Source organism: Ectothiorhodospira lacustris, from assembly GCF_022227845.1.
GTDB lineage: Bacteria > Pseudomonadota > Gammaproteobacteria > Ectothiorhodospirales > Ectothiorhodospiraceae > Ectothiorhodospira > Ectothiorhodospira lacustris.
Genome location: NZ_JAJNQN010000003.1, coordinates 188867 through 202710 on the forward strand (window position 1 = coordinate 188867; position 13844 = coordinate 202710).

At 63.6% G+C, this 13844-nt stretch carries 14 protein-coding genes; 11 read left to right on the plus strand and 3 right to left on the minus strand.

What is annotated here, in order from left to right:
- Positions 1-376 precede the first annotated feature (376 nt).
- From dacB to LQ956_RS04135, 3 genes are all read left to right on the plus strand, one after another.
- Positions 377-1807 carry a D-alanyl-D-alanine carboxypeptidase/D-alanyl-D-alanine endopeptidase gene (gene dacB, locus LQ956_RS04125; protein WP_238629532.1) on the plus strand — a complete coding sequence of 477 codons (1431 nt, stop codon included), beginning with the start codon at positions 377-379 and terminating at the stop codon, positions 1805-1807.
- A gap of 291 nt (positions 1808-2098) precedes the next feature.
- A complete protein-coding gene (locus LQ956_RS04130) occupies positions 2099-2374 on the plus strand; it encodes a late competence development ComFB family protein (RefSeq protein ID WP_238621486.1) in 276 nt (91 codons plus the stop codon).
- Between the two features lie 9 nt (positions 2375-2383).
- On the plus strand, positions 2384-4576 hold the full coding sequence (locus tag LQ956_RS04135; protein WP_238621487.1) for a YgiQ family radical SAM protein: 2193 nt from the start codon (positions 2384-2386) through the stop codon (positions 4574-4576).
- Positions 4577-4647: 71 nt separating this feature from the next.
- Here LQ956_RS04135 and LQ956_RS04140 read toward each other — a convergent pair whose 3' ends face one another.
- Positions 4648-4833: a PLD nuclease N-terminal domain-containing protein gene (locus LQ956_RS04140; protein ID WP_238621488.1), complete on the minus strand. Its 186-nt coding sequence runs from the start codon at positions 4831-4833 to the stop codon at positions 4648-4650.
- A gap of 164 nt (positions 4834-4997) precedes the next feature.
- Here LQ956_RS04140 and LQ956_RS04145 point away from each other — a divergent pair, with 164 nt between their 5' ends.
- Entirely contained in the window at positions 4998-5198 is a 201-nt protein-coding gene (locus LQ956_RS04145; protein WP_238621489.1) for a tautomerase family protein, read from the plus strand.
- A gap of 7 nt (positions 5199-5205) precedes the next feature.
- Positions 5206-5454 (plus strand): hypothetical protein, encoded by a 249-nt coding sequence (locus LQ956_RS04150; RefSeq protein ID WP_238629533.1) that lies wholly within the window; start codon positions 5206-5208, stop codon positions 5452-5454.
- A gap of 24 nt (positions 5455-5478) precedes the next feature.
- Here the strand turns inward: LQ956_RS04150 and LQ956_RS04155 are convergent, their stop codons facing one another.
- Positions 5479-6261, minus strand: coding sequence for a ParA family protein (locus tag LQ956_RS04155; RefSeq protein WP_238629534.1), 783 nt, complete (start codon positions 6259-6261; stop codon positions 5479-5481).
- A gap of 94 nt (positions 6262-6355) precedes the next feature.
- On the minus strand, positions 6356-7189 hold the full coding sequence (locus LQ956_RS04160) for a tetratricopeptide repeat protein (RefSeq protein WP_238623246.1): 834 nt from the start codon (positions 7187-7189) through the stop codon (positions 6356-6358).
- 364 nt (positions 7190-7553) lie between these two features.
- Here LQ956_RS04160 and phoB point away from each other — a divergent pair, with 364 nt between their 5' ends.
- From phoB to ppx, 6 genes are all read left to right on the plus strand, one after another.
- A complete protein-coding gene (gene phoB, locus LQ956_RS04165; RefSeq protein ID WP_238623245.1) occupies positions 7554-8246 on the plus strand; it encodes a phosphate regulon transcriptional regulator PhoB in 693 nt (230 codons plus the stop codon).
- A gap of 9 nt (positions 8247-8255) precedes the next feature.
- Entirely contained in the window at positions 8256-9614 is a 1359-nt protein-coding gene (gene phoR, locus LQ956_RS04170; protein WP_238629535.1) for a phosphate regulon sensor histidine kinase PhoR, read from the plus strand.
- 103 nt (positions 9615-9717) lie between these two features.
- A complete protein-coding gene (locus tag LQ956_RS04175) occupies positions 9718-10398 on the plus strand; it encodes a TIGR00153 family protein (protein ID WP_238623243.1) in 681 nt (226 codons plus the stop codon).
- 35 nt (positions 10399-10433) lie between these two features.
- Positions 10434-11684 (plus strand): inorganic phosphate transporter, encoded by a 1251-nt coding sequence (locus LQ956_RS04180; protein WP_238629536.1) that lies wholly within the window; start codon positions 10434-10436, stop codon positions 11682-11684.
- Positions 11685-11718: 34 nt separating this feature from the next.
- Complete coding sequence (locus tag LQ956_RS04185; protein WP_238623241.1) at positions 11719-12249, plus strand: SixA phosphatase family protein; 531 nt, start codon at positions 11719-11721, stop codon at positions 12247-12249.
- Positions 12250-12344: 95 nt separating this feature from the next.
- Complete coding sequence (ppx, locus tag LQ956_RS04190) at positions 12345-13844, plus strand: exopolyphosphatase (protein WP_238623240.1); 1500 nt, start codon at positions 12345-12347, stop codon at positions 13842-13844.

The window sequence follows — 13844 nt, forward strand, 5'->3', positions numbered from 1 at the left end:
TTGAAGCAATATTCGTACCGTGGTTTGATTGTTGTATCTTGTTTATTATTTTCATTCATTTTCAATGTGTTATGTTTTTTTTGGTGAGCCCGTGCAAGGCCCGGTGTATGTGAGCTTCAAGACAACCTGGGTGTTTGTCAGTGTTCTGAACCCGTCATTCCCGCGCAGGGGGGAATCCAGTTATTGCTGTCATTCCCGCGCAGGCGGGAATCCAGTCGCGGTTTATCCCCTGGGCTCCCGCTTTCGCGGGAGTGACGATGGGGGTGGGGAGTAACGAGGGGTGGGAGTGGGGAGGAGGAGATGTAGTTGCACTGCACAAGACAGTCCATATACGCTCCGGCTCATGTTCCCTCCCCTGCACCGAAGATCCTCCACCATGTCGCTTGCCCGTGTCCTGGTATCCCTGTGTCTGTGTCTGTTCATGATGGCGGAGGCGACGGCCCAGTCGCTTCCGCCCCAGGTGCAGCGTCTGCTGGAGCAGTACCGGATTCCCGCCGAGGGCATCAGCGTCCTCGTGCAGCCGGTGGCAGGAAGCGCACCGCTGCTGGCGCACCGGGCGGAGGTGCCGCGCAATCCCGCCTCGGCGATCAAGCTGGTGACCACCTTTGCGGCCCTGGAGGTGCTGGGCCCGGCCCATACCTGGCAGACGGAAATCCATACCTTTGCCCCGGTAGTCAACGGCACCCTGCAAGGGGATCTCTACATCCGCGGCGGGGGGGATCCCTTCCTGGTGGCGGAGGAAGTCTGGAAGATGGCCGGCACCCTGCGGCGTACCGGTATCCAGCGTATCCAGGGCGATCTGGTCTTCGACCTGAGTCATTTCGACATCCCCCGGGAAGATCCCGGCGCCTTCGACGGCCAGCCCTTCCGGGCCTACAACCAGCCGCCCCATGCCCTGCTGATGAACTTCAATGCCATCAGCTTCCAGTTTCGTCCCGCCGAGGACGGGCTTTCCGTACAGGTGGCAGTGGATCCACCCCTGGCGGATCTGCGCCTAGACAATCGTCTGCATCTGGGTGGGCAGTCCTGCGGTAGTTTTCCCCAGGGAGTGGGCTTTCATGTGGCCCGGGAACAGCCGGTGCCCCGGGTGCTGCTGGAAGGGGAGTTTCCCAGGGGGTGTGAAGATGTGAGCCTGCTGCGCACCGCCCTGCCGCCGGAAGAATACGCCTATAGCCTTTTCACGGAACTGTGGGGACAGTGGGGGGGCGTACTGGACGGTGGCTGGCGGCTGGGCCGTATCCCTGATCCCACGGCTCGCCCCCGAGTGGTGCATCGGTCGCCTACGCTGGGGGATCTGATCCGTCCGGTGAATAAGCATAGCAACAACGTTATGACCCGCCACATGAAGCTGGCCCTGGGTGCGCAGATGTACGGCAGTCCCGCGACCTTGGAAAAGGGCTATGCCGCCATCCTCGCGGTCCTGCAGCGGGAGGGGATCGACACCCGCGGATTGATCCTGGACAACGCCGCCGGTCTCTCCCGCACCAACCGGATCACGGCCCATCAGCTGGCGGCAGTACTCATGGCCGGGCGCAAGAGCCCTTACATGCCGGAGTATGTCTCGTCTTTGGCGCTGTCGGGCATGGACGGCACCCTGCGGCGCCGGTTTGTGGGTCAGCCGGAGGCGGGGCGGATGCACCTGAAGACCGGTTATATCAACGGTGTGTCCTCCGTGGCGGGGTATGTGCGCACCGCCGGCGGTCGCGATCTGGTGGTGGTGGTGCTGATCAATCATCCCAATGCTCATCGCTGGGCCGGTCTTGAGATCCAGGATGCTCTGCTGCGCTGGGCGTATCGTCAAGGTTAGTGAAACGCTGAACAAGCCCCATTTCGTCACTCCCGCGAAGGCGGGAGTCCAGGATTTGCAGCCCGTGATCGCCCCTGGATTCCCGCTTGCGCGGGAATGACGTCGATGAGGGCATCACGCATCGTGACCCTGGCCCGGATTCCCCTTGCCCGTGAATGACGCATTCAGAGCATCCTTGGGATGGGCGCGTGCACGGGACGATATCTACGCCGTTGAAGCTGCGATACTATCCGGTTAACCGGCGGATACCGGTTCGCCCCATGCCTGGTTGTGTTTCTGGAGGAACTCCCAATGATCGGCGGCATTCAGAACTATTATGAACACCTGGTATATGACCGTATCCGGCATGTCTTGTTGGAGTCCGGTGACCCGCTGGATACCGTACATATGGATGACTTGGCCTGCGTGGCACTCAACCGCCTGCCGCCCCGCTACCTGAGATTTTCCGTGGATCTGACCACTCGCCTGACCGACGAGGACTGGGAACTGATCAACCGCCAGGTCAACGAGGCCGTAGACTATGCCTTTCGTACTACCCACCGGCGCCGGGAATTGCGCGAAACCTGACTATCCTTGATGAACGCCGCTTCCGTATTCAGACCGCTGTTTTCCCACCGCCCCTACTGGGCTGCCCGTTTCGGTGTCGCTCCTTTTCTACCCATGTCCCGGCATGAGATGGATCAGCTGGGCTGGGACAGCTGCGACGTGATCCTGGTCACCGGTGATGCCTATATCGATCATCCGAGCTTCGGGGTGGCCATCATCGGCCGCCTGCTGGAAGCCCAGGGTTTCCGGGTGGGGGTCATTGCCCAGCCCGACTGGCGTTCTCCTGAGCCTTTTCAGGCCCTGGGCCGGCCTAATCTGTTCTTCGGTGTGACCGCAGGCAACATGGACTCCATGGTGAACCGTTACACCGCAGACCGCCGCCTGCGCAGTAACGATGCCTACAGCCCCGACGACGCGGGCGGCCGGCGCCCGGACCGGGCGGTGATCGTCTACAGCCAGCGGGTGCGGGAGGCCTTTCGCGACGTGCCCGTGATCATCGGCGGGATCGAGGCCAGTCTGCGACGGGTGGCCCACTACGACTACTGGTCCGACAAGGTCCGCCGTTCCGTATTGCTGGACTCCCGGGCCGACCTGCTCATCTACGGCAACGGGGAGCGGGCCCTGGTCGAGGCGGCCCATCGCATCGCCAAGGGTGAGCATCCTCGGGACATGAAGGATCTGCGCGGCACGGCCTTTTTGCTGGATACCCCGCCCGGAGACTGGCATGTGCTGGACTCCACCCTGGTGGACCGGCCCGGGCCGGTCCAGCGACATCGGGACCCTTACTGCGAGGAGATCCCGGAGCAGTGCGGCCCGGGTCAGGCCGTGGCCTGGGGCAAGGCCGCGGGCACCCAGGTGATTCGTGTCCAGCGGCGCGCCCTGGCGGCCCATCCCCGGGAACGGACCGTGATCCGTCTGCCGGACTGCGATACGGTGCAGGATGACCCGGTGCTCTATGCCCACGCCTCGCGCCTGATCCATCTGGAGACCAATCCGGGCAACGCCCGGGCCCTGGTGCAGGGGCATGGAGACAAGGACCTGTGGATCAATCCGCCACCGGTTCCCTTGAGCACCATCGAACTGGACCAGCTGTTCGATCTGCCCTTTGCCCGCGCGCCCCATCCGGCCTACCGGGAGGCACGCATCCCAGCCTGGGAGATGATCCGGTTCTCGGTGAACATCATGCGCGGTTGCTTCGGCGGCTGCACCTTCTGTTCCATCACCGAGCATGAAGGGCGCATCATCCAGTCCCGTTCCGAGGACTCCATCGAGCGGGAGGTGGACGAGATTCGGGACAAGGTGGAGGGATTCACCGGGATCATCTCCGACCTGGGCGGACCGACGGCCAACATGTACCAGCTCGGGTGCAAGGACAAGGTCATCGAGGCTCGTTGCCGTCGTCTGTCCTGTGTCCATCCCCGCATCTGTCGCAATCTGGATACCGATCACGGGCCGCTGATCCGGTTGTATCGTCGCATCCGCAAGCGTCCCGGGGTGAAGAAGGTGCTGATTGCCTCGGGACTGCGTTATGACCTTGCCCTGGAGTCGAAGGAATACATCCGCGAACTGGTGACCCACCACGTGGGGGGATATCTGAAGATCGCCCCGGAACATACCCAGCCGGGTCCGTTGTCACGGATGATGAAGCCGAGCATTGAGGTCTATGAGCGGTTCCGCGAGCTGTTCGAGCGCTTCAGCCGCGAGGCGGGCAAGGAACAGTATCTGGTGCCGTATTTTATCGCCGCCCACCCGGGCACGACCGATGAGGACATGTTGCACCTGGCCCTGTGGCTCAAGCACAACGGCTTTCGTCTGGATCAGGTTCAGGCCTTTCTGCCCGGTCCCATGGCCTTGGCCACCGCCATGTATCACGCCGAGCGGGACCCGCTCAAGCCGGTGACCCGGGGCGGTGAACGGGTGTCGACCGCCAAGGGGCTGCGTCAGCGCCGGTTGCACAAGGCATTCCTGCGCTATCATGATCCGGAAAACTGGCCGCTGCTGCGTGAAGCCCTGCAGCGCATGGGCCGGGCGGACTTGATCGGCAACGGCAAGCGTCACCTGGTGCCCCGGTTCCAGCCGGCGGGTACCGGCGTTTCCGGGGAAGGGCGCCGCCGACCGGTGCAGGCCGCCGAGCGCCCTGCGTCGCGGCGCAATACCCCTCGCGGTCCGGCTGCTCCGGATCGCGGCGCGGTGGCCGGGCCACGTACCCGCAGGCGGCGCTGATTCCCCCTCATCCCCGGCCCTTCTCCCCTTAGGGGAAAAGGGTGTATCCGTGGCTTAACCCGGTTTTTGCGCTAACGCCCCGCCTTGGGTCCCAGCAGCAGCCAGAGGATGAAGCCGATGACCGGCAACAGCAGCAGCAGGACGATCCAGAGCACCTTGGCCCCGGTACCTGCACGACTCTGAATGGTACTTACGACCGCCCAGATGACTGCAATCAGCAGAATCAGGCCCAAAAGACCGGTGACTTCAAAGCCCATGAAACACCTCCCTTGCATGGATGGAATGGATACGCGACGTTCACCGCCACCATACCCCGGCCTTGCCCCTGTGGCCAGTGCCCGCAGCCATTGGCATCATGGCGCAGAGCCGGTATCCTCGCCCGGGACCGGACTTTGGTAAATGACGCAACGGAGCCCCGCCCATGCCTTATGTCAATATCAAGATCACCCGTGAAGGCGCCACCCCCGAACAGAAGGCCGAACTGATCCGGGGTGCCACCCAGTTGCTGGTGGATGTCCTGGGTAAGAATCCCAAGACCACAGTGGTGGTCATCGATGAGGTGGAGACGGACAACTGGGGTGTCGGTGGTGAGACCGTGACCGTACTCCGTCAGCAGGGCTGAGCGGGCCATGCAGCACTCGTTCAAACGGCCCGGCAGGACACCGGGGCCCGGGCGCCGGAAGAAGACCGACATGGGCCTGGTGATGGTGGGGCTGCTGCTGATCGGTGTAGGCCTGTTCAGCCTGCTGGGGGGCGAGATCTGGATCAGCCGTCTCACCGTAGGGGAGGGGCAGGGCATCGGCGGGACCGCCGCCCTGGTGGTGGGCGGCATCTTCATCGGCCTGGGGGCCTTCTTCCTCAAAGAGTCCCGCAAGTAGCGTGACCCGGTGCACGACCTGCCTTCAGGCGTGGCCGTTCAGCAGCCGGTACAGGGCCTCGTACTCGGCAGTCAGCTTGTGGGTGGGCGCTAGGTGGATCATGGGGCGGGCATGCTGATGGGATTCCCGGATCTTCACCGAAGCCGACAGGTAGGTGGCCAGTACCGGCAGGTTCTCGCTGATCAGTTCGTCCACCAGCGCCCGCGGCAGGTTGGCACCGGACTGGAAGTGATTGACGATGATGCCCTCCACCTGTAGCCGGTCGTTGTGGTCTTCCTGGATCTCCCGGACGTTTTCCAGCAACTCGTACAGGGCGCGGCGGGAGAAGTCGTCGCAGTCGAAGGGGATCAGACAGCGTTCCGAGGCGATCAGCGCGGAACGGGTGAAGAAGTTCAGTGCCGGCGGGGTGTCCATGTAGATGCAGTCATAGTCCTTGGCAATGGCGTCCAGGGCATCGCGCAGCTTGTAGATCTTGTAGCGGGACTCCAGCTTGGTCTGCAGGTTTTCCAACTCCCGGTTGGCGGGCAGGATGCTCAGGTTGTCGAACGGTGTGGGACTGACGAATTGCTCCAGCGCGGCGCTGCGACCGGTGAGCCGGAACAGGCCCAGGGTGGAGGCAAAGAAGTCCGCCATGGTGTGCTTGCAGGTATCGGCGGCCTGGCCCATCAGGTAATGGCTGGAATTGCCCTGGGGGTCCAGGTCGATGACCAGCGTCCGCAGGCCGTGACTGGCGCTGATGGCCGCCAGGTTGCAGGTGATGGTGGACTTGCCCACCCCCCCTTTCTGATTGAAGATCACGCGTCTCATCTGACTGCTCCCAACCGGTAATCCGCATGGACAGGGTGTCCACGCCTCAATGGGTGAGGCAGTTTAGACAAAGGTTTCCTCGGGGTCGAGGTTGTCAGTCCGGCTGTCCATGGGACAGCGCCCACGCCACGGCCCGGCCCCGGCCCTCCTGGATCTGCTCGGGCGTGGCTCGGGACTCCAGTGCCCGGTGCAGTTCCATCCCCAGTTCATCGCCTCCCGCCGCGGCCAGATTCGACCACTGGATGGCGGCCACGGGGTCGGCGGCCACCCCCCGGCCGTCGGCATGCATCATGGCCAGCCAGGCCTGCATGCGGGGATGTCCTTCCTGCGCACCTCGGCGGGTGTAGTGGAAGGCCTTGTCATCATCCGCCGTCACGCTGCCGATACCTTCGATATAAAGTCGGGCCAGGAAATACAGGGCCAGGGATTCGCCGGCCTCCAGGGCCGACAGCAGCAGGGCCTCCGCCTCCAGCGCCAGATCCGGATCGCGCCCGCCGAGGGCATCGGCGATCCGGATGGAGGCCAGCGCCACCTGGGCGGGTGCATGCCCCCGCTCAATGGCGTACCGGAACCAGCCTTCCGAGGCCTCTCGGTCCCGTGGGATCAGTTCTCCCTTGAGATGGATCCAGCCCAGATGCATGGCATAGGGCAGGGCACCCGCCCGGGCGGCCCGGCTGTACCAGTACACCGCTTGCTCACCATCGGGTGCCGTCCCATGACCGTGTTCGAACAGCCAGCCCAGGTATGCCATGGCGGTGGGTGAGCCTTGCTCGGCCGCTTGCATGAACAGGGCTCTGGCCCGGTCATGGGCCGGCGGGTCCTGCGCCAGATACCGGTGGGCCTGTGCCTCGGGATCCGGAACCGGTGCCGGATTTCCCGCCACGGCGCAGGTCGACAGCAGCAACAGGGTCAAAAGCAGGATGCGCATGGCGTTCTCTTGATGGTCTGATAATGTCGTTTCGTGTCGGACTGAAGATCTCTGGACTCTCGCCTTCGCGGGAGTGACGGCGTGGGGCTCGGAATGAGGCATCATTCCCTCACCGTCGGGAGTCCGGTTCCGGGGCCACGATGCAGGCGCCCCATCCGATGTCATTCCCGCGCAAGCGGGAATCCAGTGCCGGCCAAGGACTGCAAACCCTTAACGGATTCGTCACTTTAACCTTGCAATGTGTCCGTGGCATGACGGCCCGGGCAGGCGTATGGGACGGTTGCAGTCATTGCAATGTCACCGCCATGTCATAAATCTTCGTTGTAATAGCGGCGTCAAAGACAGGCTGCAGGATCATGAACACATGAGTGAAAAGACCATATTGCTGGTCGAGGACGAACCGGCCATTCGCGAGATGGTGGGCTTTGCCCTATCGCGGGCCGGTTTTCGTATGGTGGAGGCCGCTGATGCCAACGAGGCCCATACCCGGCTGGCGGAGCGGCTACCGGATCTGGTAGTGGTGGACTGGATGCTGCCCGGCACCAGCGGTATCGACCTGGCTCGGCGTCTCAAACGCGAGGAGTACACCGCCGAGCTGCCCATCATCATGCTCACGGCCCGGGGCGAAGAGGACGACAAGGTGGGTGCCCTGGAAGCCGGGGTGGATGACTACATCACCAAGCCCTTTTCCCCGCGGGAACTGGTGGCCCGGATCAAGGCGGTACTGCGGCGCAGCATCCCGGAAGAACAGTCCCGGCCCATGACCGTGGAAGGTCTGACCCTGGACCCGTCCAGCCACCGGGTGACCGTCAACGGCGAGGCTCTGGAAATGGGGCCGACGGAGTTCCGGTTGCTGCATTTCTTCATGACCCATCCCGAACGGGTCTACTCCCGCTCCCAGCTGCTGGATCGAGTCTGGGGACGCAACACCTATGTGGAGGAACGCACGGTGGATGTCCATATCCTGCGTCTGCGCAAAGTACTGGCGCCATCCGGCTGTGACCGTTTCGTGCAGACGGTACGCGGTGCCGGCTACCGTTTCTCGCAGCAGACCTAGGCCCGCCCCATGCTCCTGGATTCCCGTTCAGGCAGTCCGTGGAAGGTGGAGTTCTGGCGCCTTGCGGGTTTCATCATGGCCGGTCTGGTGTTGGGCGCCCTGTTCGGCCACCCGGCCTGGATGCTGGTGGCCGCGCTGTCCGCCTATGTGGCCTGGCAGTTTCGCCAGCTGCGCCGCTTTCATCGCTGGATACAGGTGGGCAAGCGATCCGATCCTCCCCGTGCCGGTGGCGTCTGGGGGGATCTGATCCACGAGCAGTACCGGCTCTACCAGCGCAGCCGCCGGCGCAAGAAGAAGATTGCCAAACTGCTTAATCGTTTTCATGAGTCCAGTGCCGCCATGCCGGACGCCACGGTGATCCTGGGCAGCCGCTTCGACATCGAATGGTTCAATGGCGCCGCCATCAGCCTACTGGAACTGGAATCCCCCCGGGATATCGGCCGTCGAATCACCAATCTTTTGCGCCATCCGGCATTTGTCCGTTACATGTACTCCGGGGATTACAGCGAGGCGGTGGAGTTTCCCCGCGGGCCGGATGAAAGGGTCATGCTGTCGGCCCGCATCGTGCCCTACGGGGACAAGCAGTTCCTGCTGTCGGTGCGGGATGTCACCCGTCTGCACATGCTGGAGTCGATGCGTCGCGACTTTGTCGCCAATGTCTCCCATGAGCTGCGTACCCCGCTCACGGTGATCGCCGGCTATCTGGAGGCCCTGGCGGACGAGGCATCCCTGGAGCCTGAGATCCGGCGCTCCCTGCGCTCCATGGAATCTCAGGCGGCCCGCATGCGCCGCATCATTGAGGACCTGCTGACCCTGTCCCGGCTGGAAACCCGCGACACCACGGCCACCGCACAGTCTCCGGTGAGCGTCCCCGCCCTGATACACGGTATCGAGGAGGAGGCACGCATGCTCATGGGGGAGCGGGGGCAGTCTTTGTCCCTGGATGTGGATGAAACCCTATGGTTGCGAGGCTCCAATACCGAACTGCACAGCGCCTTCTCCAATCTGGTCACCAACGCCATCAACTACACGCCCGACGGGGGCACCGTCAGTGTGCATTGGCATGAAGATGACCAAGGGGCCCATTTCCAGGTCCGGGATACCGGGATCGGTGTGCCGCCTCAGCATATCCATCGTCTGACGGAGCGCTTCTACCGGGTGGACTCGGATCGCAGTCGCAACAGCGGCGGCACCGGGTTGGGGCTGGCTATCGTCAAGCATGTGCTGCAGCGTCATGGTGCCCGTTTGCAGATCGAGAGTACGCCGGGGGAGGGGAGTACCTTTACCTGCCATTTCGGGCGGGAGCACATCGTGCGACGCGGCGGCGAGGGATCCCGGGCAGGCCGGGTCAAGGGGGCGTCAGGCTGATTAATATGAATATTTCATGACAACCGCGTGAATGGCGGGTCTGAATCTCCCGTCCAGCGTCATAATTCCGTTACAATCGCGGTTTTCCAGGTCTGGTTATCCCATGCCTCCAAAGAGTTATTTCTTCGATCTGTTCGGTAAGTCGCCGGTTCGTCCTCTGCAGCTCCACGCCGAAAAGGTGCAGGCCTGCGTGGCGGAACTGCCCGCCTTTATGGAGGCGGCCATGGCTCAGGATTGGGAGCAGGCCGAAGCCCGGCGCAACCGTATTGCCGAACTGGAACACGAGGCGGACCTGCTCAAGAAGGATCTGCGCCAGCATCTGCCCAAGGGTATGATGCTGGCCATGTCACGCCGGGATGTCCTGGAAGCCCTCACCGTCCAGGACGGCATCGCCAATACCGCCAAGGACATCGCCGGCCTGATTCTGGGCCGCCGGATGACATTCCCCGACAATCTCCATTTCCTGCTGAGGGACTTCCTGGGCCGCAGCACCGAGGCCACCCGCAAGGCCTCCCAGGCCGTGCATGAGTTGGAAGACCTGGTGGAGACCGGCTTTCGGGGACATGAAGTGGATGTGATGGAGTCCATCCTCAAGGAACTGGACACCATCGAGCACGATACCGACCGGATCCAGATCAAGGTCCGTGCCGAACTCTTTGCCATGGAACGCTCCCTGCCGCCGGTGGATGTGATCTTCATGTACCGGATCATCGACGAGATCGGTGACCTGGCCGACCTGGCACAGCGGGTCGGCAGTCGCCTGCGACTCATGCTGGCCCACTGATCCTCCCCACAGACCCATAAAAAACTGACAATCCTATGGAATACGCGACGCTATTCATCGTCCTGGCGTGCATCTTCGGCTTTTTCATGGCCTGGGGTGTGGGCGCAAACGACGTAGCCAATGCCATGGGCACCTCGGTGGGATCCCGTGCCCTGACCATTAAACAGGCAGTGATCATCGCCGCCATCTTCGAGTTTGCCGGTGCCTGGCTGGCGGGCGGGGCGGTGACCCAGACCATCCGCTCCGGGATGCTGGATGCCAACCTGCTGTCGGGGACACCGGAGATCCTGGTCTTCGGCATGCTGGCGTCCCTGCTGGCGGCAGGGACCTGGCTGCTGGTGGCGTCCATCTTCGGTTGGCCGGTGTCCACCACCCATTCCATTGTCGGGGCCATCATCGGCTTTGCCATCGTGGCCATCGGCATGGAAGCCGTGCAATGGGGCAAGGTGGGGGCCATTGCCATCAGCTGGATCCTGTCGCCTGCCCTGTCGGGGGTGGTTGCCTTCGTCCTTTTCCGCAGTGTCCAGATCCTGATTCTGGATACACCCAATCCGTTGGAAAACGCCAAGCGCTACGTCCCCTTCTACATCTTCCTCGCCGCCTTCTTCACCGCCCTCATCACCCTGCTCAAGGGTCTGACTCACCTGGGGCTGGATTTCTCCGCGATTCAAAGTTACGGCATCGCCGCCGTCTTTGCCCTGATCACGGCGGGTCTGGGGCTGATGGCCATCCGTCGCTTGCGGTTCGATCCGGCCGATGACCGGGACTTTCACTTCAGCAACGTGGAAAAGGTCTTCGGCGTGCTGATGCTGGTGACCGCCTGCGCCATGGCCTTTGCCCACGGTTCCAATGACGTGGCCAATGCGGTGGGTCCGCTGGCGGCGGTGGTCAGCGTGGTGCAGACCGGCGAGGTCTCGGTCCATGCCGCCATGCCCATGTGGATCCTGCTCCTGGGCGGGGCCGGCATCGTGCTGGGTCTGGTGACCTATGGTCACCGGGTGATTGCCACCGTGGGCACGGGGATCACCCAGCTCACGCCCAGTCGCGGCTTTGCCGCCACCCTGGCGGCCGCCATGACCGTGGTCCTGGCTTCCGGCACCGGACTGCCCATTTCCACTACCCATACCCTGGTGGGGGCCATCCTGGGCGTGGGCCTGGCGCGGGGCATCGCGGCCATCAATCTCAGTGTCGTGCGGGCCATCTTCATGTCCTGGATCATCACTCTGCCGGCCGGGGCCCTGCTGTCCATCATCTTCTTCCTCATCCTCCGGGCCGCTTTGGGCTAGGCTCCTGGTAGGTACTTGTACAGGAGATCGACCCATGCCGCAGAAGACAGGTCATCCGCTGCGGAGTCTGGTCCTGGTGCGTCACAGCCAGGCGGGGGATGCCGCCGAGTTTGCCGCCGGCGGCCGGGAGGATCATCTGCGCCCTCTGACAGATGAAGGTGTCAGCCGCATGCGGCGGGCTGCCCGGGGGCTTCACCGCCTGGTGGAGGGGCCGGTGTACATCGTCACCAGTCCGTATGTCCGGGCGGCCCAGACCGCTCAGATCCTCAAAGAAGTGTTTCCCGGGGCTGAGATCGCGTCTACGCCGGTCCTGGTCCCTGAGGCGGACCCCCAGTCTTTCCTGGACTGGCTGCGGGGACAGCCTGCCCGGCAGACCCGGCTGGTGGTGGGGCACGAGCCTCACCTGTCTTTGCTGGCCGGTTGGTTGCTGGCCGGGGAGCGGCGGTCGCTGGTGCGAATGAAGAAGGGCGGGGCCTGCTGCCTTGACCTGATGCGCGGCCCGCAGCCGGGAAGCGCCATGCTCCGCTGGCTGATGACCCAGGGGCAGTTGCGCAAGCTGGCGTGATGGGGTCGCCGGCCTGTTATCCTCTCGACATCTTACCTTGCTAGACTCGGCCCCTTGAGGGCCGATATCCCGCCCCCCGAGAGAGGCAAAGTTTCATGTTCCGACGCCGCAAGCCCCCCGAGACCGTCGCCGCCGTCGATCTGGGCTCCAACAGCTTTCACATGATCGTTGCCCGCGTCCGTGACGGTGAGGTTCACATGCTGGACCGGCTGCGGGAGTCCGTGCGCCTGGCCAGTGGCCTGGATAACCGCGGATTCATCGGCCCCGAGGCCGTAACCCGGGCCCTGGACTGCCTCAACCAGTTCGGCCAGCGGGTGCGTGACCTGCCCGTGGGCAGTGTGCGTGCGGTGGGCACCAACACCCTGCGCAAGGCCCGCAATGCCGATGAGTTCCTGGAGCTGGCCACCCGCGCCCTGGGGCATCCCATCGAGGTGATCGGTGGTCGTGAAGAGGCTCGTCTGATCTATCTGGGGGTGGCCCACAGTCTGGCGGACGACGGCGGACGGCGGTTGGTGGTGGATATCGGCGGCGGCAGTACGGAGCTGATCCTTGGGGAGCGCTTCGAACCCAGCCACACCGAAAGCCTGCACATGGGCTGTGTGAGCATGGGGCGGCTCTATTTCCCCAAAGGCATCATCACCGAGACCGCCTGGCGTGCCGCCGAGATCGGCGCTCGCCTGGAACTGCAGCCCATCGAGGAGACCTATCGGCGGGTCGGTTGGCAGGAGGCCCTGGGGGCGTCCGGAACCATGCTGGCGGTGGACAAAATCATGCGGGAGCAGGGTTGGAGCCGGGAGGGCATCACCCTGGAAGGACTGCACTTGCTGCGTCAGACCCTGATCAAGGCCGGGGACATGGCCAAGGTGGAACTCAAGGGCCTGAGCGACGAGCGCCGCCCGGTGTTGCCCGGCGGGGTCGTGGTGCTGCTCTCCGTGTTCGAGGCGCTGGGCATCGGGCAGATGCGAGTATCGGATGGGGCTTTGCGGGAGGGGCTGGTCTATGACCTGTTGGGGCGCATCAGCCACGAGGATGTGCGCACCCGTACCATCGACGGCATCATGAAGCGCTTTCAGGTGGAGCCGGATCACGCCCGGCGAGTGGAGCAGACGGCCCTGCTGTTGCTGGACCAGGTGGCGGAGACCTGGGGGCTGGATCAGGACCATGCCGACAGCTTGGTCTGGGCGGCGCGTCTGCATGAGTTGGGGCTGTCCATCTCCCACAGTCAGTTTCACAAGCATGGTGCCTATATGGTGGAAAATGCGGATCTGTCCGGTTTCACCCTGGAGGGGCAGCGCCGCATCGCCCTGCTGGTGCGTGCCCATCGGCGCAAGTTTCCCGTTAAGCTGTTTGACGATCTGCCGATCCTGGAACGTCGTCCCATGCTGCGTCTGGCGGTGTTGCTGCGTCTGGCGGTGCTGCTGCACCGTTCCCGCACGGATGCCGTACCGGCCCTTGAGGGTCTGAAGTCGAAGGATCAGGGCCTCAAACTGCGGTTCGCGCCCGGCTGGCTGGAGGCCAACCCCCTGACCCGCGCGGACCTGGAGCGGGAGTCAGGTCATCTGAAGGCCGCTCAGTTCAAGCTCAAGGTGGAGTGA

What these genes read in the sequence shown, in the direction of transcription:
- phoB (WP_238623245.1), top strand. Translation starts at nt 7,554, where the DNA reads ATGAGTGAAAAGACCATATTGCTGGTCGAGGACGAACCGGCCATTCGC.
- LQ956_RS04145 (WP_238621489.1), top strand. Translation starts at nt 4,998, where the DNA reads ATGCCTTATGTCAATATCAAGATCACCCGTGAAGGCGCCACCCCCGAA.
- phoR (WP_238629535.1), top strand. Translation starts at nt 8,256, where the DNA reads ATGCTCCTGGATTCCCGTTCAGGCAGTCCGTGGAAGGTGGAGTTCTGG.
- LQ956_RS04175 (WP_238623243.1), top strand. Translation starts at nt 9,718, where the DNA reads ATGCCTCCAAAGAGTTATTTCTTCGATCTGTTCGGTAAGTCGCCGGTT.
- LQ956_RS04130 (WP_238621486.1), top strand. Translation starts at nt 2,099, where the DNA reads ATGATCGGCGGCATTCAGAACTATTATGAACACCTGGTATATGACCGT.
- LQ956_RS04160 (WP_238623246.1), bottom strand. Translation starts at nt 7,189, where the DNA reads ATGCGCATCCTGCTTTTGACCCTGTTGCTGCTGTCGACCTGCGCCGTG.
- ppx (WP_238623240.1), top strand. Translation starts at nt 12,345, where the DNA reads ATGTTCCGACGCCGCAAGCCCCCCGAGACCGTCGCCGCCGTCGATCTG.
- LQ956_RS04155 (WP_238629534.1), bottom strand. Translation starts at nt 6,261, where the DNA reads ATGAGACGCGTGATCTTCAATCAGAAAGGGGGGGTGGGCAAGTCCACC.
- LQ956_RS04180 (WP_238629536.1), top strand. Translation starts at nt 10,434, where the DNA reads ATGGAATACGCGACGCTATTCATCGTCCTGGCGTGCATCTTCGGCTTT.
- LQ956_RS04140 (WP_238621488.1), bottom strand. Translation starts at nt 4,833, where the DNA reads ATGGGCTTTGAAGTCACCGGTCTTTTGGGCCTGATTCTGCTGATTGCA.
- LQ956_RS04135 (WP_238621487.1), top strand. Translation starts at nt 2,384, where the DNA reads ATGAACGCCGCTTCCGTATTCAGACCGCTGTTTTCCCACCGCCCCTAC.
- LQ956_RS04150 (WP_238629533.1), top strand. Translation starts at nt 5,206, where the DNA reads ATGCAGCACTCGTTCAAACGGCCCGGCAGGACACCGGGGCCCGGGCGC.
- LQ956_RS04185 (WP_238623241.1), top strand. Translation starts at nt 11,719, where the DNA reads ATGCCGCAGAAGACAGGTCATCCGCTGCGGAGTCTGGTCCTGGTGCGT.
- dacB (WP_238629532.1), top strand. Translation starts at nt 377, where the DNA reads ATGTCGCTTGCCCGTGTCCTGGTATCCCTGTGTCTGTGTCTGTTCATG.